The sequence below is a fragment of the Mesorhizobium sp. WSM4313 genome (assembly GCF_002294725.1).
Lineage (GTDB): Bacteria > Pseudomonadota > Alphaproteobacteria > Rhizobiales > Rhizobiaceae > Mesorhizobium.
On sequence record NZ_NSFT01000003.1, the window covers coordinates 403,410 to 425,875 of the forward strand.

The 22,466-nt window shown below is 64.6% G+C and carries 21 protein-coding genes; 10 read left to right on the plus strand and 11 right to left on the minus strand.

Translation table 11 applies throughout. The features are described from left to right. Positions 1–91: 91 nt before the first annotated feature. Positions 92–3,214 (minus strand): excinuclease ABC subunit UvrB, encoded by a 3,123-nt coding sequence (gene uvrB / locus CK219_RS09800; RefSeq protein WP_095766550.1) that lies wholly within the window; start codon positions 3,212–3,214, stop codon positions 92–94. A 99-nt stretch (positions 3,215–3,313) separates the two neighbouring features. Next, on the minus strand, positions 3,314–4,249 hold the full coding sequence (locus CK219_RS09805; RefSeq protein WP_095766551.1) for a LysR substrate-binding domain-containing protein: 936 nt from the start codon (positions 4,247–4,249) through the stop codon (positions 3,314–3,316). A gap of 104 nt (positions 4,250–4,353) precedes the next feature. Here CK219_RS09805 and CK219_RS09810 point away from each other — a divergent pair, with 104 nt between their 5' ends. Next, a complete protein-coding gene (locus CK219_RS09810) occupies positions 4,354–5,574 on the plus strand; it encodes a TauD/TfdA family dioxygenase (protein WP_095766552.1) in 1,221 nt (406 codons plus the stop codon). Positions 5,575–5,800: 226 nt separating this feature from the next. Here the strand turns inward: CK219_RS09810 and CK219_RS09815 are convergent, their stop codons facing one another. Further along, positions 5,801–7,057, minus strand: coding sequence for a hypothetical protein (locus tag CK219_RS09815; protein ID WP_095766553.1), 1,257 nt, complete (start codon positions 7,055–7,057; stop codon positions 5,801–5,803). Between the two features lie 131 nt (positions 7,058–7,188). Here CK219_RS09815 and CK219_RS09820 point away from each other — a divergent pair, with 131 nt between their 5' ends. After that, the gene (locus tag CK219_RS09820) at positions 7,189–8,232 is read left to right on the plus strand and encodes a CapA family protein (RefSeq protein ID WP_095766554.1); all 1,044 of its coding nucleotides are present in this window, start codon (positions 7,189–7,191) and stop codon (positions 8,230–8,232) included. 465 nt (positions 8,233–8,697) lie between these two features. Beyond that, positions 8,698–9,669, plus strand: coding sequence for a DUF3137 domain-containing protein (locus CK219_RS09825; RefSeq protein ID WP_095766727.1), 972 nt, complete (start codon positions 8,698–8,700; stop codon positions 9,667–9,669). Between the two features lie 3 nt (positions 9,670–9,672). On the opposite strand, the gene CK219_RS09830 is transcribed toward CK219_RS09825, so the two are convergent. Next, the gene (locus CK219_RS09830; protein ID WP_095766555.1) at positions 9,673–10,155 is read right to left on the minus strand and encodes a DUF2314 domain-containing protein; all 483 of its coding nucleotides are present in this window, start codon (positions 10,153–10,155) and stop codon (positions 9,673–9,675) included. A gap of 164 nt (positions 10,156–10,319) precedes the next feature. On the opposite strand from CK219_RS09830, the gene CK219_RS09835 reads away from it, so the two are divergent. Then, a complete protein-coding gene (locus tag CK219_RS09835; protein ID WP_095766556.1) occupies positions 10,320–10,946 on the plus strand; it encodes a hypothetical protein in 627 nt (208 codons plus the stop codon). Positions 10,947–10,955: 9 nt separating this feature from the next. On the opposite strand, the gene CK219_RS09840 is transcribed toward CK219_RS09835, so the two are convergent. Beyond that, positions 10,956–11,471 (minus strand): hypothetical protein, encoded by a 516-nt coding sequence (locus CK219_RS09840; RefSeq protein ID WP_095766557.1) that lies wholly within the window; start codon positions 11,469–11,471, stop codon positions 10,956–10,958. An 824-nt stretch (positions 11,472–12,295) separates the two neighbouring features. On the opposite strand from CK219_RS09840, the gene CK219_RS09845 reads away from it, so the two are divergent. Then, positions 12,296–13,234: a diacylglycerol kinase family protein gene (locus CK219_RS09845; RefSeq protein ID WP_095766558.1), complete on the plus strand. Its 939-nt coding sequence runs from the start codon at positions 12,296–12,298 to the stop codon at positions 13,232–13,234. Between the two features lie 349 nt (positions 13,235–13,583). On the opposite strand, the gene CK219_RS09850 is transcribed toward CK219_RS09845, so the two are convergent. From CK219_RS09850 to CK219_RS09860, 3 genes are read right to left on the minus strand one after another with little or no spacing between them, the layout of a single operon-like run. Then, on the minus strand, positions 13,584–14,501 hold the full coding sequence (locus CK219_RS09850; RefSeq protein WP_095766559.1) for an NAD(P)-dependent oxidoreductase: 918 nt from the start codon (positions 14,499–14,501) through the stop codon (positions 13,584–13,586). Beyond that, entirely contained in the window at positions 14,498–15,709 is a 1,212-nt protein-coding gene (locus tag CK219_RS09855; RefSeq protein ID WP_095766560.1) for a mandelate racemase/muconate lactonizing enzyme family protein, read from the minus strand. Before CK219_RS09855 ends, CK219_RS09850 begins: the two co-directional genes overlap by 4 nt. Beyond that, the gene (locus CK219_RS09860) at positions 15,706–17,322 is read right to left on the minus strand and encodes a GMC family oxidoreductase N-terminal domain-containing protein (RefSeq protein ID WP_095766561.1); all 1,617 of its coding nucleotides are present in this window, start codon (positions 17,320–17,322) and stop codon (positions 15,706–15,708) included. Before CK219_RS09860 ends, CK219_RS09855 begins: the two co-directional genes overlap by 4 nt. A gap of 188 nt (positions 17,323–17,510) precedes the next feature. Between CK219_RS09860 and CK219_RS09865 the strand changes: the two genes are divergently transcribed. Next, positions 17,511–17,906, plus strand: a complete 396-nt coding sequence (locus CK219_RS09865) for an acyl-CoA thioesterase (RefSeq protein ID WP_042646168.1) — start codon at positions 17,511–17,513, stop codon at positions 17,904–17,906. 124 nt (positions 17,907–18,030) lie between these two features. Next, positions 18,031–18,234: a hypothetical protein gene (locus tag CK219_RS09870; RefSeq protein WP_095766728.1), complete on the plus strand. Its 204-nt coding sequence runs from the start codon at positions 18,031–18,033 to the stop codon at positions 18,232–18,234. Positions 18,235–18,394: 160 nt separating this feature from the next. Here the strand turns inward: CK219_RS09870 and CK219_RS09875 are convergent, their stop codons facing one another. Then, positions 18,395–18,763: a helix-turn-helix domain-containing protein gene (locus tag CK219_RS09875; RefSeq protein WP_095766562.1), complete on the minus strand. Its 369-nt coding sequence runs from the start codon at positions 18,761–18,763 to the stop codon at positions 18,395–18,397. A gap of 90 nt (positions 18,764–18,853) precedes the next feature. Here CK219_RS09875 and CK219_RS09880 point away from each other — a divergent pair, with 90 nt between their 5' ends. Then, the gene (locus tag CK219_RS09880; protein ID WP_095766563.1) at positions 18,854–19,459 is read left to right on the plus strand and encodes an NADPH-dependent FMN reductase; all 606 of its coding nucleotides are present in this window, start codon (positions 18,854–18,856) and stop codon (positions 19,457–19,459) included. Between the two features lie 196 nt (positions 19,460–19,655). Then, positions 19,656–20,021: an avidin/streptavidin family protein gene (locus CK219_RS09885; RefSeq protein WP_095766564.1), complete on the plus strand. Its 366-nt coding sequence runs from the start codon at positions 19,656–19,658 to the stop codon at positions 20,019–20,021. A gap of 46 nt (positions 20,022–20,067) precedes the next feature. Here the strand turns inward: CK219_RS09885 and CK219_RS09890 are convergent, their stop codons facing one another. Next, positions 20,068–20,541 (minus strand): SRPBCC family protein, encoded by a 474-nt coding sequence (locus CK219_RS09890; RefSeq protein WP_095766565.1) that lies wholly within the window; start codon positions 20,539–20,541, stop codon positions 20,068–20,070. A 47-nt stretch (positions 20,542–20,588) separates the two neighbouring features. Continuing rightward, positions 20,589–21,458, minus strand: a complete 870-nt coding sequence (locus tag CK219_RS09895) for an NmrA/HSCARG family protein (protein ID WP_095766566.1) — start codon at positions 21,456–21,458, stop codon at positions 20,589–20,591. A 105-nt stretch (positions 21,459–21,563) separates the two neighbouring features. On the opposite strand from CK219_RS09895, the gene CK219_RS09900 reads away from it, so the two are divergent. Further along, a complete protein-coding gene (locus tag CK219_RS09900; RefSeq protein WP_095766729.1) occupies positions 21,564–22,457 on the plus strand; it encodes a LysR family transcriptional regulator in 894 nt (297 codons plus the stop codon). Positions 22,458–22,466: the final 9 nt, after the last annotated feature.

Genomic DNA, 22,466 nt, shown 5'->3' on the forward strand with positions numbered 1-22,466 from the left:
ATGTTCGAGTTGGGAACTGGGTACACCGGGGGAGGGGCGGAGGCAAGTGGTCCGCACTTCCCTTCTCCCACAAGGGGAGAAGGAAAAGGCGCTACTGCCCCGGCCGTCCGGTCTTACTAGGCCGGCGTTTCTGCCGGCGCTCGTCGGCCGGGTCTTCGTAGGAGCCGATGCCGGCTCGCTGACGGACGATCGGCTTATCGTCGCGTTCCTTCGCGCCCGTCCTGCCGGACATCTCCCCCGCCTGAGGAGGCGTTGGCTGCGGCTTCGCCGGCTTCTTGCCCTCGACCGGTTTCTCTGTGCGGCGCACCGTCATCTCGTCGAGCGAGTTCTTCCTGAACAGGGGCTTGATCGGCTCGCCGGGGATGCCGAAATCGGAACCGTGCGCTTCCTGCGCGCTCTGCTTCTTGAACAGCGAACGCGACACCGCGCCGGCCGGGGTCGCCATGTCGGTGCCCGGCCCCATGTCGTCGATCGACGGTTTGGCGAAGAGCGGCTTCTTCACCGGCACGGCGCCGTCAGCGCCCATCTCGTCCAGATGCGGCTTGCGGAAGAGGTTGGGCCGGGCAGCCTTTGCCGCCTCCTCGGCGGCGCGTGCCTCATCGAGCTTGCGGAAACGCTCCTGTTCCTCGACCGTGCGATGCTTGGCCACGCCCTTGTTGTGCTTGCCCTTTTCGCGGCCTGAGGCAGGGCTTTGGCCTTCCACCTCGCGCGCCAGCGGGTCGTCGGAGATGGCAAGCTCCATCTCGCGCAGCCGCTTGATCTCGTCGCGGACGCGCGCCGCCTTCTCGAAGTCGAGATTGGCGGCGGCGTCGCGCATCTGCTTGTCTAGCGCCTCGAGGTGCGTCTTCAGATTGTTGCCGATCATCGCCCCGGCGTCGTCGGTGAACTGCGAGATGTCGGCGCGGACATGGTCCTTCTCGTAGACCGAATCGAGGATGTCGGCGATACGCGACTTGACCGATTCCGGCGTGATGCCGTTGGCGGCGTTCCACTCCATCTGCTTCTCGCGGCGGCGGTTGGTCTCGGCCATCGCCCGTTCCATCGAGCCGGTGATCTGGTCGGCGTAGAGGATGACCTTGCCGTCGACGTTGCGGGCGGCGCGGCCGATGGTCTGGATCAGCGAGGTTTCCGAACGCAGGAACCCTTCCTTGTCGGCATCGAGAATGGCGACGAAGCCGCATTCGGGAATGTCGAGGCCTTCGCGCAACAGGTTGATGCCGACCAGCACGTCGAAGGCGCCGAGGCGCAAATCGCGCAGGATCTCGATGCGCTCCAGCGTGTCGATGTCGGAATGCATGTAGCGGACGCGGATGCCGTTCTCGTGCAAATATTCGGTGAGGTCCTCGGCCATGCGCTTGGTCAGTACGGTGACCAGCGTGCGATAGCCGGCCCGGGTCGTGTCGCGGATCTCGCCGACGACGTCGTCGACCTGGCTCTTGGCCGGACGCACCTCGACCGGCGGATCGATCAGGCCGGTCGGACGGATGACCTGCTCGGCGAAGACGCCGCCGGACTGGTCGAGTTCCCAGGCGCCCGGCGTCGCCGAGACCGCCACCGACAGCGGGCGCATGGCGTCCCATTCCTCGAAGCGGAGCGGCCGGTTGTCCATACAGGAGGGCAGGCGGAAACCGTACTCGGCCAGCGTTGCCTTGCGGCGAAAGTCGCCGCGATACATGCCGCCGATCTGCGGCACGGTGACGTGGCTTTCGTCGATGAAGATCAGCGCGTTGTCGGGCACATATTCGAACAAGGTCGGCGGCGGATCGCCGGGCTGGCGTCCGGTGAGGTAACGCGAATAGTTCTCGATGCCGGCGCAGGAGCCGGTCGCCTCCAGCATCTCCAGATCGAAGCGCGTGCGCTGTTCCAGCCGCTGCGCCTCCAGCAAACGGCCAGCCTTTTCAAGCTCTTGCAGGCGATGCTTGAGCTCCTCCTTGATCGACTTGATGGCTTGATTCAAGGTCGGGCGCGGCGTCACATAGTGCGAGTTGGCGTAGATCTTGACGCTTTTCAGCTCGCCGGTCTTCTGGCCGGTGAGCGGATCGAACTCGGTGATCTGTTCGATCTCGTCGCCGAACATCGAGATGCGCCAGGCGCGGTCTTCCAGGTGGGCGGGGAAGATCTCGATGGTGTCGCCGCGCACGCGAAACGAGCCGCGCACGAAGTTGATGTCCTGGCGCTTGTATTGCTGGGCGACGAGGTCGGCGAGAAGCGAGCGCTGGTCGAGCCGGTCGCCGACCTGCATCTGGAACGTCATCGCCGTGTAGGTCTCGACCGAGCCGATACCATAGATGCAGGACACGGAGGCGACGATGATGACGTCGTCGCGCTCGAGCAGCGAGCGCGTCGCCGAGTGGCGCATGCGGTCGATCTGCTCGTTGATCGAGGATTCCTTCTCGATATAGGTGTCCGTGCGCGGGACGTAGGCTTCCGGCTGGTAATAGTCGTAATAGGAGACGAAATACTCGACCGCGTTCTCGGGGAAGAATTTCTTGAACTCGGCATAGAGCTGCGCGGCAAGCGTCTTGTTCGGCGCCAGGATCAAAGCAGGGCGCTGCGTCTCCTCGATCACCTTGGCCATGGTGAAGGTCTTGCCCGAGCCGGTGACGCCGAGCAGCACCTGGGTGCGGTCGTTCCGCTCGACGCCTTCGACGAGGTCCTTGATGGCTGTCGGCTGATCTCCGGCGGGCTCGAAATCCGAGACCATCTTGATGGCGATGCCGCCCTCAGACTTTTCCGGGCGGGCCGGACGGTGCGGCGTCCACAGCTGGCCGTCCTTGTGCAGCGGATTGCCGGATTCGATCAGCGCCGACAGCGCCGCGACCGTCGCGGTGACGCCGCCGGACGAAACCGACTCGGCATCCTCCAGGCTGATGTCGAGGCCGGCCACAGGGTTGAGGCCAGCGGCCGCGCGCTCCTTCGCCGAGGCAGCGCCGCCCATCGAGGTGCCGCGCGCGGTGCGGCCGGGCGCCGACGAGCGCTCGGGTATCTTCTTCGGCGCTTTTGCCTTCGGCTGCTTTTCAGCTTCACGCTCGATCTGCCCGGCCCAATCGGAGATCGAGCCGGTCAGCGGCGCGCCGGCAAAGTCGGCCTGCGGCGCTTCCGCGAAGCCGCCGGGCTCTAGCGGCTCGGCGGCATCGAGGAATTCGGTCAGCGGGCTGCGCCGCTTCGGCGCGCCGTCTTGCGAAGGCGTCTTCTTGTCAGGATGTCTGGCCATGGCCCGAATATGGGTGGACTCGGCCGAAATGGAAAGAGCCGAGTGAAAGGGCTCCGGCCGCGCTTGGACGCTGCTGACAGAAGGCTGTCAGGAGAGGGGTCATGATCCGATGGGCCTGGGATCGTCCGGCTCCGCCTTGGCAACCGCGGCAAGCGCCGCGGCGACGACGGCGGCGCGGCGGGCCTTCGGTCCATCCACCGGCCAGACCAGACGGCGCTTGATGGTCAGCGCGGGAATAACGCGGGCGATCTCGACGAGCTGGCCGGAGCGGAAATGCTCCCTAAGCACCAGTTCGCTGGCAAGCAGCGCCCCCATGCCGGAAAGCGCGGCCTGCGCGGCCAGCACGGTCAAGGGGAACCGCGGTCCGTGATCGATGTTCTTACGCTGGCGGCCGGCGGCGGCGAACCAGCTTGCCCATGTGGGGTAGACGTCGTCGCCCATTGTCTGGTCGATGTGGAGGAGGGGCAGGCGGTCGAGCACTTCGGCGCTATCTTGATCTGCGCGGTTGCGGATCAGCGCCGGGGCACAGGCCGGGATCACCCTTTCGGCGAAGAGATCGGCCGATGCGAGATCTCTTGCCGTGCTGTTGCGGTAGCTGATGGCGAGGTCGATGCCTTCCTCCAGCATCGAATCCAACGCGATCGACACCACGATGCGCACGTCCAGCCTGCCGAGAGCTGCGCGGACATTGCCAAGGCGCGGCGCCAGCCAAAGCGAGGCGAAGGACGGATCGGCGGCGATGGTGAAGGTATCGGCACGGCGCTCGAAACGCAGCCGCCGCAAGCCGGAGACCAGCGCGTCGAAGCCGCGGTCGATGTCGGGCAGCGCCGCCTCGGCGATGCGTGTGAGCGCGATGCCGTTGCCCTCGCGCCTGACCAGCTTGACGCCAAGCCGATCCTCCAGCTGCCGCAACTGATGACCGACGGCGCCCGGCGTGACGCCGAGCTCGTCGGCGGCCCGCGTCAGACTGCCGGTGCGCGCGGCGGCGGCCAGCGCACGCAGGGCCGACAGCGGGAGGTCGCGAAGAAGCATCATGGATTGAGAATACCTCAAAACTTGCGAAAACAAACTCGTTTGCAGGAAAAGCCGCGAGCGCCCTACCGTTGTTGAAGACAACTCAATCCAGGAAAGCCGTCGCCATGCTCGATATGCAGACTCAGTCCGTCCCCGCCGGCCAGGCACTCGCGACGCGCTCCTTGCGAGCGATGCGCAACGAAGGACTGCGTATCGCCGTGGAATTCGATGACGGCAGCGCCGGCCGGCTGTCGATGCGCTGGCTGCGGCTTGCCTGCGAATGCGAGATATGCGGCGACACCGCTTCCGGAAAGCGCTGGCTGACGCCTGCCGATGTTCCGGCCGATATTCGCGCGGCCTCGATCGAGATCTCGACGGATGGGACGACGGACGTGGTCTGGCGGGACGGCCATGTCTCGCGCTTCGCGGTGGGCTTTCTGGCGGCCCATGCCGGACGCGGCGGCGATTTCGGCGCGCCACGCTTTCAGCCGGAACTGTGGAATAGCGATCTCGGCGCGCGGCTTGGGCGTTTCGCCTTCGACGCCGTGGTGGAGGACGACGCAGCGCTTTTCCACTCGCTGCGCGCCTTGCGCGACCATGGTATCGCCATGCTGACCGGCGTCCCGGCCGAGCCTGAGGCGACGCTGCGCGTCGCCGGCCGCTACGGGCTGGTGCGCGAGACCAGCTACGGCAAGGTTTTCGATCTCATCTCGCGGCCCGACGCGCGGGTGGCCGGGGAAACGGCGCGCGCGCAAATTCCGCACACGGACGAGCCGTTCCGCTATTCGCCGCCGGGCTTCATCTTCTTCCATGCGATCAGGACCGGCGCGGGCAGCGGTGGCACCTCGTTGATGGTCGATGGCTTTCAAGTCGCCGAACGGATGCGCACAAACAGTCCGGAGCTGTTCGACCTGCTCGCTCGACATGGCGTGACATTCCATCGCGAGCATGCCGGCGACGTGTTCTTCAGCGCCGAGGCGCATGTCATCAGCCTCGACGCGAGCGGCGCCGTCACCGGCATACGCTTCAACGATCGCTGCCTGGCGCCGCAGACGGGCGCTGTCGATGAGATCGACGGGCTGATCGAGGCGCTTGCCGAGCTGACGCGGCTGATCTGCAATCCGGCGAACCAGTTCCGGCACCAGCTGCAGCCCGGCGAGGTGCTGGTCTTCGACAATCAGCGGGTCCTGCACGGGCGCACCGAATTCGATCCGACGCTGGCCGTCCGCCACCTCAGAAGCTGCAACCTCGACCGCGACGGCGTCCACAGCGCCTTCCGCACGCTGGCCCGGCGCTTCGCGCCTGAGGAGGCGGAAGCGGTGCTTTATCAGGGCGCAATTTTCTGACGATAGCCAGGGGGACGGCGTCGACCTCGAAGGTTCGGTTCCTCGCCCCCGCCAGAGGCGGGGGAGAGGTGTCCGCGAAGCGGACGGAGAGGGGGTTTCGTAAGGCGCAAGCCCTTCTCTTCAAAGCGCTTTCGCCGCGCGGGACCGGCGCCCCCCTCTCCGTCTCGGCTTCGCCGAGCCACCTCTCCCCCATTTCATGGGGGCGAGGAACCTAAGACCGCGGGCCTCAATTGAACCACAGCGCAAAGGTCAAGAAACCGGCGCCGCCGAACTCGCGTTGGATCTGGTCGAAATCGTCGCTGGTGAGGATCTTGCCGCTTTCGAGATAGGGCGCGATGCCGGGACCGGTGATCGAAAGGACCAGGTCAAAAGGTTTCGGCTCGTCGAAGAAGCGCTTCATGTTGATGCCCTTCCCGGTAATGCGAAAATGCGGCAGCAGCGCGCGGCCTTCGAGAAGATCCTCGGCTATCGTCAGCGTGGCGAGCCAGGCCTGCACCTGTTCCTCGCCGACCTCGAGGCCGGTCAGCGGGTTGACGCCCTTCTGCTGCGGTCCCGGCAGCCATTCACGGTCATTGTCGGTCTCGGCCAGGATCGACTTCCAGTCCTCGCGCGACAGCCGGATCATCTCCAGCAGGTGGCGGCGCGCAGCCCGCCGGCGTTCCGGCTCGATCACCGGCCAGTTGACGAGATGCACCAGCGAGATGAAGTCGGCGAAGCGCCATTCCGAGGCGAACATGTTGCCGCTCATGCCGCCGTCCAGCGGCACGAGCGTATCCTGCAATGGCAGTTTCGCACGCGGGAACAGCATGTGGAACGAGCCGTCAAAGGCATTGCGGAAATCATGCGCCAGCCAGAAATCGGCCTGCGCCATGAGGAACTCGGCATAGCCTTGCAGCCAAAAACCGTCGGCGCGGTCGAAGCGGAAGGTGAGCGAAGGCGCGGTATTGCTGGTGTCGATGCTGCCGCGCGACAGCGACGCCATGATGGCGGTGATGCTTTCGTCGGGCGCGAGCTTGCCATCTTCGTTGAGGTCGATGCCGACATGGGTGAGGTCGACAATCATGCCGATATCGGCATCCTTTGGCACGGAGCCAAGCGTGACGGCGGATTTCTCCAGCCGGTCACGGAAGGCGACCAGGATGGCGCGGAATTCTTCGTAGGTCAGCGGCTGCGGGTGGGGATTGTCGGGCACCGGCAACCGCATCAGCGGCAGCATGAAGGATCTCGGGCTCTCGAAACCGTGGCGATGCAGGCCGCCGGCGAGGAGCTCGAGCGCAGTGAAGAATTCGCCGGCGCCGGCCGCATAGGCTGAGGCTGGGTCCTTGGCCGCTGCCGCCTCCAACGTCGACAGCGCCGTGTTCCGGTCGGCCACGCTCTTCGCCTCGAACATGGACTTGGCTTCGTCCGGCATCTCGGCCCAGGCGACGGACGCCGGCAGGAATGCAAACAAGGCTGCTGCAAGGATCACTCTACGCATCGTCATCGCCCTCCACTGCTCCACGTCGTGAGCATACACGGATTTCGGTCAGTCCGAGATGCCCGCCGCGGGATCGCCAGCAACCCGCTTCAACCTATCCATCAGACAGTCTACACAGGGCGAAACTGGATGGGCCCGTGTCGAACTATCCGCTTGCCTATAAACTGTCATGGCTGCCGCGCCTGCTGAGACCGTCGCTTGCCGGCGACAGAAGCGGCTTCGCGGCGCCCGCGGCGACGTTGCTCGATCCGCAGCCCACACGGAAGGTGCGGCTGGCCTTCGTCGGCGACATTTCGGCAGTCGCCAATCGCGATGCGCCGGATTGGGATCCGGCGATCACGACGCTGCTTTCATCCGCCGACCTCGTGATCGGCAATTGCGAAAGTCCGATCGTCGAACGAGCACGCGCGGTCATAGGCACGCGGCTCGGCACGCATCATGCGATGAGCGAGCATTTCCTGGCCGATGCGCTCGCAGCCGCCGGCATCGCGCGCGACAGGCTCGTTCTGTCCCTGGCCAACAACCACGTGCTCGATCAGGGCATCGCCGGTTTCGACGAAACGCTCGCGGCGCTGAACCGGCTCGGGATCCGGACCATCGGCACGGTTGCCGGCGGGCCCGTCCAGCGTCATGCGGCCGGACCGCTGACGATCGGCTTTGCGGCTTTCACGCTCTGGCGCAACACGGATGGCGCGCCGTTCGAAGAACGCATCTCGATGCATGCCGCCGAATGGCCGAGCGACGCCGTTTCCGGCATCGATCTCACCTGCGCCGTGCCGCACTGGGACTGGGAGTTCCGGCATTTTCCACGACCCGCGACGCGGGCGCTGGCGAGACGGCTGGCGGATCACGGCGTCCGGTTGATCGCTGGGCATCACGCGCATGTCGTGCAGCCCATCGAGCGTGTCGGCGACAGCGTGATCGCCTACGGCCTTGGCGATTTCCTCGGCACTGCGCTCGCCAGACTGCCATGGCCGGCACGCATCGGCTCGATATTCGTCGTCGATGTCAGCGTCGATCCGGCCACGCGCGGCGCCATCGCCGCCTACAAGATGCATTTCTTCATGCGGCTCCCTGATAAAGGCTATGAGCGGCTGATGCCGGTCGAGGCTTTGGACGGCCGGCTCAAGCGGCGGGTCGGTGCCCGGCTGGAGGCGATTTTTCCCACTTCGGGCAACTAGTGGCACCGCACAGGGATTTTGAAAGGTTGCCGTTTGTCTACGGGCACGATTTTCACCGTTCCTTTCCGTGAAGTCGGCGCAAACGCCGGGGATTGGCGGAAGCCTTCCAACCTCGTCATCCCTGGGCGGAGCAGACGCCAAGCGGCGTCGCGGAGACCCTGGGATCCATTCCGTGACCCTGATCAAAGAGTGCAGCGGAGCAGAATTCTGGACCGCAGCAGCGCTCATGCGTCACGGAATGGATCCTCGGGTCTGCGCGCGTCGCTTCGCTCCTTGCTCCGCCCGTGGATGACGACTGGGTGGACGTTTCGGCCAATTTCCAAGGCATGCCACCTGCCAACACAACATGGCCAGTCGGTCAAAATTCCTTTGCAGAACCATCAGCCGCCGATCGCCACGGGCGCAGGCGACTTTCGCGCAAAAGCCGCTATCATGGCGGCATCTCAGCGGCGGCCGGGGGTGGCCATGGAAGCAGCGGATTTCATGCCGAGCGAAGCAGCCATCGCGGGCATCAGGCGCGGCATAGAGGACTATGAGGCGAAACGGGCGTCAGCCCAGAAACAGGTCCGCTGGCGGGTGCCTGTGTTCGTCGGCCTGGTCGTCGTCATCGTCGCGCTCATCGCCTGGCTGTTCAACGCTGCCGCCGATCCTCACGAACAGTGGCTTTCGACGCCGCATGTCTTTCTCTATCTCGGCGGCCTCGTTGTCGCGGTGCTGCTCTATTTCCAGGCGCTGAGGCCGGCGACCCGGCTGCAGCAATCTTTTCGCGATACGTTGCTGCCGATGATCTTCGGCTTCGTGCGCGAAGTGCGCTACCAGCGCGGCGCGCGGCCGAACTCCTTCGGCAGGATGCCACGCGAAACCGTCGGCGCTTTCAACCGTCAGAGCTTCGACGATGTCATTTCCGGGCGCTACGAGGATTTTCCCTTCGAGCTCTACGAGGCGAAGCTCTGGGAAGGCTCCGGCAAAAGCGAGACGACCGCCTTCAAGGGCGTCATCGTCGCCTTCGAGACCATCGAGCCGTTCCCCGGCACGCTGGTCGCCGCGCGTAAGGCCGGCAAGGTGGCGCATTTCTTCCGCGGCATGTTCGCCGGCAAGATGCAGGAGCTGTCCTCCGGCGTCGAAGACCTCGATGCCACTTATGAATTCCGCACAGACAATGTCGAGGCGGCGCGGCCGCTGGTCACCGGCCGGATGGCGCAGGCGCTGACCTGGCTCCGCGAGACATGGCCCTACGACCAGGCGCGGGTGGCGCTCAGCGGCAGCGACGGCTTTCTGTTGATGCCGCGTTCGAAGAACTTCTTCGAGCTACCGGATATCTCGCAGCCGATCGATTACAACACCCATGTCGCGCCGATGATCACCGATCTCGGCGCGATGCTGGCGACGGCCGCACTGGTGCGCAAGATCGGCGCGAGGGATGAAGTGAGCGGATAGACCTCAGCAGTCGAAGCCGTATTGAGTGCGCATATAGTCGGCCTCTTCCTTCGACATCTTCTTAAACATCACGCAGACGGTGAAGCTGCCGACCTGGCGGCCGTTTTTGGTGTAGCCCCAGTCGGAGATGTCGTCCCTGGTGAATTCGATGTTCTGGCCAAGGACGACATTGCGGACGATTTCCGGCTCGTTCGCCAATATGCCGACGAAGCCGTCGGCGGTCCGCTTGAAGGGGATGACCCAGAAATGCTCCGTCGCCTTTCCGTCGACGACCATCACCTTCAGCTTGAACCTGTCGGTTCCCGGCGGCGGAGCGTCGGACAAGGCCAGGAATTCATCCAGGCTGGATCGCGCCTTTGCGATCGCCGCCGCCATCTCGGCGTCGTCCGAGGCGATCATCATGGCCTTGTCGTCGCTTTGCGCGCGGGCATGCAAGGGACCGAGCGCCAGCAGCAGGCATAGCGCGACGCGAACGGCAATTGTCATGGCACCCCCCGGTCAAAGCCAATATCCCTGCGCACTATCTTCGGGCAATGTGTCGGCTTTATCAATCGGGGAACCGACCCACGCCAATTGTCATCGGCGAATGATAACGGAGGGGCTTCGGCCGCCGAAACGAGGCACTAGAACTAGGCGCGGAGGACAGGGACATGCGATTGAGATTTGCGGCTGCGGCGTACGCAGCGATCGTCCTTTGCGCCGGGCCTGCCCGTGCCGACGACCCGAAGGCCTTCAGGCTGACCATCGACGGCGTGACCGTCGACATCGATCCGGGCGAAGATGTCGACGTCAAGCTCCCCAGCGGCAAGACCAGCAAGGTAAGGCTCGACCACAATGATTTTGCCACCTTCTCCGACGGAACATTCTCCTTCGTCCATCCGAGCAGCAATTCGGTCACCAAGAGCGATCTCGGCGACGGTATCGCTCAATATCTCATGGCTTCGGCGCTCGGCACCCTCGTCGTGGTGCAGACATACGACAAGATGAACCCTGTCTCCCTCAACCAGCTGATGCTGCAGGAGATGACCAAAGAAACGGTCCAGGCGGGTGGGCAACTGACGCAGCAGCCGACGACGCGCAAGCTTGCCGACGGCAAGCAACTGACCGGCCTCAAGGCGACCGTGAAGACGCGCACCGACAGGGCGGATTTCGAGATCGTCGGTTTCGGCGCAGCCGATCGGGGGCTGCTCTTCATCACGCGCGTCGGCGATCAGGATAACGTCACCGAACAGCCGCTGATCGACAAGTTCTGGGAGACCCTGAAGATCAAGCTGTAAAAGGCTAGGTCAAAGGCCCGTAAGTCCGGCCAGCCAGTTCGCCGAGCGCTTCGCCACGTCCACCGTTGCGCCAGCAGCGCGGCTGAGGTCGGTCTTGACCACGGCATAGCCGGCCTTGGTGCGGTAAAGCACGGCGCGGCCGCCATCGACCGACCCGTCGAAGGCCAGGGGCTTTGCCGATTCCGTTTCGCTGGCGGTCACCGTTCCGCCGACCGGAGCGCTCGGGCGATGGTCGAGCTCGGGCGGCAGCGGGGCGATGGTTTCGACAACGCGGTTCCTGGGTTTCAGATCCGGCCTGGAAGCTTTCTCGGCAAGCTCGGAGGAAGCGGCCGAGCCCTTGACGCGGCAGATGCCTGAAACCAGCGGATAGTCGAAATTGCGCTGGTGCAGCATCTGGCTCTTCATCGCCGCTTCGCAGTCGGCGAGCGTCGTCCATTTGGCCGGCGTCTCGCCGATATATTCGCAGAGCTTGGCGTCGCAGTCGCAGCCGACAATGGTCATGGCGACAAGGGCGGTCTTGATCACGGTCTTGTCCCTTTAAATATTCCCAAACCGATCAATCGCCGCGGAACAAGGCGGGATTTGGCCGCGATTGTGGATTGTGCGTGTCGATGCGTTACGGAAGGTTGCTTGGCCGGCGACTGTGGCCGGAAAGCATCAGCAGCGGATGTCCGGGAGGGCGGTAGCCTGTGAGGCGGACAGCACCAAAAAGACAGTTGGCGCTGGGATTTCTCCCAGCGCCTCCCTGTCAGATCAGGAACCGGTTACGGCAGCAACTTCCGTAAAGTCGTCGCGCCAGGCCGGCCTTGATTTTGACGGTCCTGCCAGTCGCCGCCCGAAGGGCAGCTCCCGTTCCAGACCACGCCGATCTCCACCCTTGCGGGCTTCGCCCAGCGTGCCATCGAAGGTTTTTACCGGCCTTCATGGCAGCATCGGTCCGCCGTCGGCGTTGGCACGCTTTCCGCGGCACCCGTAGGTCTCGGCATCCGTCCCTCAAACAGGCGAGCCTGCTCTCGTTCTGGGCCGTACGGGCCTCAGGAAATCCGCCTTGCGCTTTGCCTTTCGGCTGGGCGTTCGGTAGCCGCCTGAGATGGGTTGAATGTACGCCGGGTAAGGGCTCTGGGAAATGCCGGCGCGCCTGTGGATAGCGGGATTATCGGGGACCAATGGCGAAAGCTTCGGAATCCGCCGGCCGAACCGCTTAGACAGCCTGCCCCGCTTTTCTGTGACCGCTCGATGTTGGAGCCTTGCTCCGGCGCCCGGTCCGCGTTTCAATGTCGGCAAAAGACTCTGGGTGCCAGCGCGGGTGCCGCCGCGCATGTGCGCGACGTGCCTCGGGGGAGGTCGACTTGAAAGTCGGGGTTGTTCTCAATCCGATTGCCGGCGGCGGCAGGCTCAAGCGGCATTGGGCGGAGGCCGCGGCATCGCTCAACAGGAATTTCGGCGATTTCCACTTGCGGGAAACTCAGGCCAGCGGCGACGCAGAGCGGCTGGCGATCGACCTCGCCGCCGGCGGGTGCGACCTGGTGATCGCGGCAGGCGGCGACGGCACCGCAAGCGAGGTGGCCGACGGGTTGCTGCAGGCACAAGATGAGACCGGCCAGGAAGCCGCGCTTGGCCTTCTGCCCTGTGGTACCGGCATCGACTTCGCGCGCGGGCTCGACTTGCCGCGCGGCATCGATGCCGCGCTGAAGCGGATCGCCGATTCCAATGCGCGAAAAATCGACGCCGGCCGCATCTGCTACATCGACGACCACGGCGCGCTGGCCAGCCGCCACTTCATCAACATCGCCAGCCTCGGCCTGTCCGGCGCGACGGATCGCGCCGTCAATGCGGACAAGCGCAAGGGCAGGGTCTCGGCCAAGGCGCTGTTCTTCTGGCGCACCGTGCTGGAGTTCATCCGCTACCGTTTTCAGGATGTCAGGATCACCATCGACGACGGCGAGCCGGTCGAGGCGCGCATGGCGCTGGTGGCGGTGGCCAACGGCAAATTCTTCGGCGGCGGCATGATGATCGCGCCGGACGCCGAGCTCGCCGACGGCCAGTTCGATATCATCATCCTGCGGGCCGCCGGCAAGCTTGGGCTGATCCGCGACCTCCGCCTGCTCTACGGCGGGCGCCACCGCAACCATCCGGCAATCACCATCCTGCGTGGCCGCAAGGTGCTGGTCGAGCCGCTCGGCGATGCCGAGAAGAACGGCGCGCTGGTCGACATAGACGGCGAGTCGCCAGGCCGAATTCCGGCGACATTCGAGATCCTGCCCGGCGCGCTGACGCTGAGAGGTTGAATCAAGACGTTGGCCAGGGGTGGAGCGCCCCGCGGCGTCGTCATCCCTGGGCGAAGCAGGAGCGAAGCTCCGTCGCGGAGACCCTGGGATCCATGCCGGGACTCCTGAGCGCAGCCACGGTGCAGAATTCTTCACCGCTGCACCTTCGGCTTGGTCGCGGCATGGATACTCGGGTCAAGCCCGAGTATGACGAAGGGAGGGCCGGTTCCGCCAATTGTCGAGGTATGCAGTCCGGTCGGAACTTCTGCCTGAGAACCAACCGAGATGTTGAAGTTCCGATTCAATTCGTTGCGGGGATGATTCCGGAGGCTTACTCAAAGTCCTGATTTCATTCCACGATCCCACTGTTTCAAATCTCCAGCTTGGCCGGGAACCCCGGCGCGCGAAGCTCCGTGCCGACCGCGTCCTCCAAAAGCTTGACGATCTGTGTCGACCAGGCACCACCACCATAGGCGCGCTTACCCTCTTCGAAAATCGCGTTGACGCGGGTGGCAAGATCGAGCGGCGCGCCGAAATCCCTGCCCATGGCAAGCGCGAAGCCGAGGTCCTTCAGCGCCAGGTCCATGGTGAAGCCGACGTCGTAGGAGCCGTTAAGCACCAGCTGGCTTTCGGTCTCGTGGACGAAGCTGTTGCCGGAAGAGGCGACGATGGCGTGGTAGGCCTGGGCGAGATCGAGCCCGCCCTGCTTCGCCAGCATCAACGCTTCGCCGGCAGCGACGAGATGAATGAAGGCGAGCATATTGGTGATGACCTTGATCACCGCCGCCGAGCCGATCGGCCCCATCAGGAAGGATTTCGCGCACATCGCCTCGATGGCCGGACGATGGCGTTCGTAGAGCGCCGCATCGCCGCCGACGAGCGCCGTGATCCTGCCCACTGCGGCCAGATGCACGCCGCCGGTCACCGGGCATTCGAGCGTCTCGATGCCTTGTGCCGATGCCAGCGCGGCGAGTCGTAAAATCTCGTCACGGCCATTGGTCGACATCTCGATCCAGGTGCCGCCCGCGGGCAGGCCCTGGAGCAATCCGTCGGGGCCGGCGAGCACTGTTTCGCTGACCTTCGGCGAGGGCAGGCAGGTGATTGCATTGCCGGCGCGGGCAGCGGCCTCGGCGGGGCTACCCGACGCCGATGCACCGAGCGCGACCAGGCGCTCGACCGGCGCCGGGTCGCGGTCGAAGACGGTGACGGCAAAGCCGTTGCGCAGCAGGCTGGCGGCAAGGTTGCCGCCGAGATGGCCAAGGCCGACGAAGGCATAAGCGAGGGTCACGGCATCAGCGGCGTCTGCATCATCTGCAGATGCAGCTCCTTGCCGCTATAGGGATGGGCCTCGCAGACCGCCTCGTCGAGCTCGACGCCGAGGCCGGGCTCCTTCGAGGGGATGACGTTGCCGTCCTGCCATTCGATTTTCTTCTTGAGCAGCGTGGCGTGGAAACCGTCCCACTGCTTGAGCGATTCCAGGATGAGGAAGTTGGGCAGCGTCACCGCGAGCTGGATGTTGGCGGCGCCGACGATCGGGCCGCAATAGCAATGCGGCGCCACCTGGATGTGGTAGGCTTCGGCCATGGCAGCGATCTTCTTGGTCTCGAGAATGCCGCCGGAGCGGCCGAGATCCGGCTGCAGGATGGTCGCGGCGCGGTTCTCGATGACGCGGGCGAACTCGAACTTCGTCGTCAGCCGCTCGCCGGTTGCTATCGGGATGGAGGTCTGGCGGGCGACTTGCGCCATTACTTCCGGCATGTCCGGAGGCACCGGCTCCTCGAACCACAGCGGATCGTAGGGCTCGATGGCGCGGGCGAGCCGCAGCGCGCCCGAGGCGGTGAACTGGCCATGCGTGCCAAACAGGATATCCGCCCTGTTACCGACTGCTTCGCGGATCGCCTTGACCATGCGCGCCGACAGATCGATGTCGATCAAGCGCGGCTGATGGCCGTCATAGGCGGTGTAGGGGCCGGCCGGATCGAGCTTCACGGCATTAAAACCCTGCTCGACATATTCGAGCGCACAGGCGGCCGCCATATCGGGGTCATTGTAGACGTTCTTGCCGCGCGCATCTTCCGAATGGACGCTGCCGGTGTGCGGATAGAGGTAGGTGTAGGAGCGCAGGGTCTCGTGCACCTGGCCGCCGAGCAGCTTGTAGACCGGCTTGCCGGCCTCCTTGCCGACGATGTCCCAGCAGGCCATTTCGAGCGCCGAGAAGCAGCCCATGCCGGAAACGTCGGGGCGCTGGGTGAAGCCGGAGGAATAGGCGCGGCGGAAGAAATTCTCGATGTCGTGCGGATCGCGGCCGACGAGATAGCGCTCGGCCATGTCCTCGATCATCCTGGCGGTGACATGCGCGGAGAAGGTGGCGTTGTAGGCCTCGCCATAGCCGACCACGCCGCCATCGGTGGTGAGCTTGACGAAGATGAAATACTTGCCGCCGATGCCGGGCGGCGGGTTGCCGACAACCCAGGTCTTCACGTCGGTGATTTTCATTTGTGATCCTCCAGAACCAGGTCGGCGCCTTTCCATCCGGTCAGGATCGAGGCGGCGTTGGTGTTGCCCGTGATGTTGTCGGGGAAAATCGAAGCGTCGATGACGCGCAGGCTGTCCAGCCCATGCACCCGAAGCCGCGGGTCGACGACGGCGCGCGCGGCATCAGGCCCCATGCGGCAGGTCGAGACCGGGTGATAGACGGTGCCCGAGCGTTTCCTGAAATCCTGGATCAGGTCGGCGTCCGACTGGATCGAGGGGCCGGGCAGAACCTCTTCCTCGATGATCTCGGCCATGGCCGGCATCGAGGCGATCTTGCGCACGAACTTCACCGCCGCCAGCATCTCGTCGACATCGGCGTTGGTCGAATAGGCGTTGGGCGTGATCCTTGGATACTCGCGCGGGTCCTTCGAGCGGATCATGATCTCGCCGCGGCTCGAGGGCCGGCAGTTGGACAGGCCTATCGAGAAGCCCGGCCAGGGGTCGGGCGTCAGGATCGGACGCTCGCCGCTCTTCGGGATGACGGTGGAGAAGGCCTGGAAATAGAGCTGCATGTTCGGCCGTGTCATCGACGGGTCGGTGCGGAAGAAGCCGCCGGCATTGTTCATCGACAGCGACAGCGGACCGGAGCGCAAGAGGATGTATTGCATGCCGACGAGCAGCTTGCCCCACCAGGGCCTGAGGATCTGATTGAGCGTCGGCAGCTTGCCCTTGAAGGTGTAGTTGATGCCGACATGGTCCTGCAGATTGGCGCCGATATTGTCGTTGGCATGGACGACCGGGATGCCGAGGTCGGCCAGCAATGCCGCAGGGCCGATACCGGACAGCTGCAGCAACTGCGGCGAGTTGATCGAGCCGCCCGACAGGATCACCTCGCGGCCCGCGCGAGCCGTCTTCTTCTGCCCGTTCTGCTCGTATTCGATGCCGACGGCGCGTTTGCCCTCGAACAGGATTTTCGTCGCCAGCGCGTTGGTTTCGACACGGACATTGCCGCGTTTCATCGCCGGCCGCAGGAAGGCGCGGGCGGCCGACATGCGGCGTCCGTTCTTCGTCGTGATCTGGTAGACGCCGACGCCTTCCTGGGAGGCGCCGTTGAAGTCCGGATTGAGCGGCAGCCCGGCTTGCTGTGCGGCGGCAAGGTAGCGCTTGGTCAGCGGATGCACCGCGTTCGTGCAGTCGGTGATGTGCAAGGGGCCGCCGACGCCCCGCCACTGGTCGGCGCCCGCCGCATTGTCTTCCAGCGCCTTGAAGGAGGGCAGGAGGTCATCATAGGCCCAGCCGGGATTGCCAGCGGCCGCCCAAGCGTCGAAATCCTCGCGCGCGCCCCTGATATAGACCATGGCGTTGATCGAGCTCGAGCCGCCGAGCAGCTTGCCGCGCGGCCAGTGGTCGCTGTTGCCGGCCAGGCCAGGGTCGGACTCCGCCTTGTAGTTCCAGTTGACGGCCGGGTCGAAGAAGGTCTTGCCGTAGCCGAGCGGCATCTGAACATAGAACCGCCGGTCGGTTCCGCCGGCCTCCAGCACCAGCACCGAGAAGCGGCCCGAGGCCGACAGCCTGTCGGCAACGACGGAACCGGCCGAGCCGGAGCCGACGATGATGAAGTCGTAAGTCTGCATGATGGAAAAGCGGGCTCCGCAATGTTGCGCTTACCCTAGACATTGCCGGCTTGCGGCGTCGCCGTGGCTTCCGGCATGGCTTGTGAAAAAAGCGACCGGCGCAGTGGGGCACATTTCGCTTTTACCTGAGCTTGCGACATGGCGGTCGCATTGATACGCAACAGAAGCTACCCTTTGAGGATTTCGCCATGGTGCATTACGCGGACGGAAAACCCCTTGGCGATCTGACCTTGCGCACGCTCGCCATGCCCTCCGACGCCAATGCGGCCGGCGACATCTTCGGCGGCTGGGTGATGGCGCAGATGGACCTTGCCTGCGGCATCCGCGCCGCCGAGCGCGCCAAGGGCCGCGTGGTCACCGCCGCGGTCAAGGAGATGTCCTTCGCCAAGCCGATGAAGATCGGCGACACGCTCTGCATCTACACCCATGTCGAGCGCGTCGGCCGCACCTCGATGGTGCTCAAGGTCGAGGCTTGGGCGCAGCGCTATCTTTCCGATCTGATGGAGAAGGTCACCCATGCCGACTTCGTCATGGTGGCACTCGACGGCGAAGGCAAGCCGAAGCCGGTTCCGGCCGAGAGCTGATGCTCCGGCGGGACTGATTCTCCCCAGACTTGCCGCTCTGTAACAACGCCTGCGCGGGAGATTTGCTTCGCGACATCCAATGGTTGCCTTCACGCCCCACCTTGTAGGCGCAGGGGGAAAGACAATGCGTCAACATATGCTGAACGGCTGGCTCGTGGCAGCCCTTGTTGCTTTGGTCTGCCTGCTCGGCGTAACGGCCTACATGGAAGTCAGCACAGGTCTTCCACACGTCGCCTGCATGCGGGATCTGACGGCGGTCGGCAAGATGGCAGCGCAATTCAAGAGCTGCTCGACGGCGTGCTGCGACAGCACTGCCCCAAGCGTCTGATCGGTGGCGGCTAAAGGCGGGGTCTCCTTGGCGAAGCAGCTGCCCGGCGACGCCGGCGGCGGAACCGCGGAGGCTCTGATCAAAACCGAAAGCGCGATGCGACCGGCGCTGAGGCCCACGGTTTCATCGGCAGGCTAAAAACCCTTGCATTGCAATGGCTTCAGGCCTCTAGGCCGTCAAATTTCGCGCGTGCTTCGCGGACCCGATTGGTGTTCTTGCGCGCCCATTCGCCGAGCGCGCCGACCGGCACGAGCAGCTCGTGACCGAGTTGGGTGAGCTCGTAATCGACACGTGGCGGAATGGTCGGAAACACTTTGCGCGTGACGAAGCCGTCACGCTCCAAACCGCGCAAGGTGGTGGTCAGCATCTTTTGCGAAATTCCGCCAACGGCGGCGCGCAATTCGTTGAAGCGCATTGGTCCGCCGCCGAGCTTGCCGACCACGAGCACCGTCCATTTGTCGCCGACCCGTTGCAGGATTTCTGAAACGGCCCGGCAGTCCTCGGTGTTGTGCGGGTGCCTCAGTAACAAAGAAGTGCCTCCTTGCGCGCCGATTTGTCAGTATCACATATAGCGCCGGTATCCAAACGATACCAGAAATTCCCGCAAGGAGAGCCCCTTATGTCCAAGCCCAAAATCGCCATTGTCGTCGGTTCGACGCGCGCCGCCCGCTTCGCCGACGTGCCGACGCAGTGGATCGCCAAGATCGCCAAGTCGCACGCCGATATCGATGTCGAGATCGTCGATCTGCGCGACTGGCCGCTGCCTTTCTTCGACGAGGTCGCTTCCTCCGCCTGGGCGCCGTCGCAGAACGAAGTGGCGCAGCGCTGGCAGAAGAAGGTCGCCGAGTTCGACGGCTTCATCTTCACCGCCGCCGAATACAATCACGCCCCGACCGCTGTGCTAAAGAACGCCATCGATTACGCCGCCAATGAGTGGAACAAGAAGCCGGCCGGCTTTGTCGGCTATGGCAGCGTCGGCGGCTCGCGCGCGATCGAGCACCTTCGGCTGATCGCCGTCGAGCTGCAGATGGCGCCGGTCAAGTCGGCGGTGCACATCGCCTGGGGCGATTTCCTTGCGGTTCGCCAGGGCGAGAAGAAGCTCGAGGATCTCGAGCACCTGAACCAGTCGGCCGCCGCGCTGGTCAACGATGTCGCCTGGTGGGCAAGGGTGCTGAAAGCGGCCCGCGCCGCCGACGCGATCGCCGGCGAAGCCCAAGCCGCCTGAGCGGTCGATCGACACTGTCCTCCCAATGAGAAAGGGGCGGCGCCAGCGCTGCCCCTTTCCATTTGCGGAGCTGTCTGTCTGGCCTGGATCCCAGGCTGATCCCTTTGCCGCCGCGCCGTTGACCGCTCGGAACGGCGCGTTAGATGCAGGCCCGAATCCACCGAAGAAAAAGACAGCACAGTCATGGAGGAGCGGGATGCCTTGGCTTGGCAGATGGCGCAATCAGTATGGGTCCGTCCTCGACATCACCGGCGAGGACGGCAGCCGGATTGAAGGCACGTTTCGCACGGCGCTCGAAGACAGCAGCTTCTATGGACAGACCGTGCCGATATCCGGCATCGCGCATGGCGACGTGATTGGAGTAACGGCCGCCGGCGAGGGTACGGCCGGCCCTGCCGCCGTGAGCTACACCGGCATTTTGCGGGACGGCAAACTGGAGACGATGTGGCTGACAGTGGCCGGCAGCACCATCACCGGCAAGGAGGGCGAAACCGCTTCCCGCAAGCAGGTAGGAACCTGGCGCGCCTTCGGCATCAGCCTCGACACCTTCGTCCGAGAATAGCCAAGCCGACGAGAGAAGGTCCCTGATTGATGTTCATGGGTGATGGTCAGAGCCGGCCCTCCATGAGCAGCTCGCGGGTGCGCTTCAATGTGGACAGCAGGGCGGCTTTGTAGCCCTGGTCGCCGTCGAACTGCGCCTGTTCGGCCTGCTCCTCTGGGCCGTTCGGCTCTTTGCCACGCAGGCCGAGATAGCAGTAGAAGCGCAGATGGAGCGTGCCGTCGGCGCTCTCGAACAGTTCGTTGATGATCGCGCCCTCGCGCGGCCCGGTGGCCTGGAAGAATGTGACTTTGCTCTCCGGTTCAAGCGTGATGATCTCGCGCAGATCTGCACCCGCGATGGTCGCTTCGCGCACGAAATGCGTCGCGCTTTCTTCCACGACATCGCAGCGGGTGCAGAGGCCGGGCGGCAGGAATTGGCGGGCGTCGCGGGCCTTGAGCTCCAGGCCAGCCCAGGCTTGTGCACGGGTCAGCCTGGTCGCGCCTTCCGGGTTCACCGGGACGGTGGCGGTTGAGTAGATCATAATGGTGTCCTTGGGATTGATGTTGGGGTGGCAGGCTGCCGCCGGCGTCAGGCCGAGGCAGCGATTTCTGCGGCGAAGTCGCGATAGGTGCGCAGCGGACGGCCCAGCAGCTTGGTCAGGCGATCGACGTCGCCAGCATCGGGAATCATGCCCTCGCTGATGAAGCGCTCGCCCATCAGGCGCATGTCGAGCGCCATCCAACCCGGCATGAACTGCCGCAGGCTTTGTTCGAAGCCTGCCAGGTCTTCGCCGGGATAGGCGATCTGGCGACCCAGGACCTCGGTCCAGATGCCGGCGACATCCGTGCCGGTCAGCGTGTCGGGACCGACGAGGTTGATCCGGTCGAGCGGGAGGGCAATTTCGGCCTGCTCGCGGCGAAGCAACTCGATTGCTGCGACCTCGGCTATGTCGCGCGCGTCGACCATTGCCAAGCCCTTGCTGCCGATCGGCATCGGATAGACGCCCTGGCTGAGGATCACGTCTTTGATCATGAGCTCGTTGTTCATGAAATAGGCCGGACGAAGGATGGTGGCGTTGAGGCCCATCTGGTCGATCATCCGCTCGACCGCGAGCTTGCCGGCGAAGTGCGGCACGTTCACGTAAAGCTCGCCGTGGATCACCGACAGGTAGACGATGCGCTCGATGCCTGCCTCGCGGGCCAGGTTGAGCGCGATCAGCGCCTGGGTGAATTCATCGGGCACCACGGCATTGAGCAGGAACAGGGTGGAGACGCCCGAGAAGGCGCTGCGCAGGGAATCGGCGTCGAGCAGGTCGCCCTGCACCACGGCGACGCCCGCCGGGAAGCTCGCCTTGGAAGGATCGCGGACAAGCGCACGGATATCGGCGCCGCGCTTGACGAGCTGGTTAACGACTTGGCTGCCGACATTGCCGGTCGCGCCGGTAACGAGAATGGTCATGGGGTTCACTCCGGGTTTTGGGTCAAAAGACATCCCGTAAATGAGTGATCCACATTCGAACCGATAGGCGCTATATTTGGACACAGCGTCTCAATGGTGGAACAGATGGACCTTCTCGCCCTCGCTGATTTCAATCTGGTTGCCCGGCATGGAGGGTTCGGAAAGGCGGCGCGCGCCGCGGGGCGCCCGAAGGCGACCCTGTCTCGCCGGGTCGCGGAACTGGAGGCCGCCCTCGACTTGCGTCTGTTCGAGCGCGGGGCGCGCGCGCTGAAGCTCACCGAGGAAGGACGGGCGCTCTTCGAGCGGACGGGAGCGTTGCTGACCGAACTGGACGAAACCGCGACGGCGATCGCTTCGGGCGGACACACGCCGCGGGGCAAGCTGCGGATCAGCGCACCGCTGCTCTTCTCCCAAACTGCGATGGGGAAGCTGGCCGCCGGGTTCGCGCTGAAATATCCGGAAATCCGGCTCGAGGTCACGACGGAAGACCGGGCCGTCGATATGATCGAGGAGGGGTACGATCTGGTGATCCGGGTCAATCCTGAGCCCGATGAAAGTCTTGTCGGACGGGTGTTCCTGCGCGACCGGCTGGTGGTGGTCGCGAGTCCGGGCCTCGCCAGACCGACCGACGATCTCGCCGTTCCGGCCGTCGTGCGGGAATCCGGCGAGCGCGTTGCCGCCTGGGACATCGTGACGCCGACCGGACGATCACGCATCGCGATTGAGCCAGTCCTTCGCCTTTCGTCGCTCCTGATGTTCCGCGATGCCGTCCGGGCGGGCGTCGGCGCCGGACGTTTGCCGATCTCGCTTGTAAGTCACGATCTGGCTGCTGGAACGCTGGTGCATTGGGGCGATGTCGACGGCCCGGACATCGCCCTATGGACGCTCTATCCGTCCCGACGCTTGCTCAGCGTCCGCGTATCGGCGTTCCTCGACTATTTGAAGCAGGCCTTTCCCAAGGGAACCCCTGACGAATTGGCGGCCTATATCGGCGGATGAGACGGAATG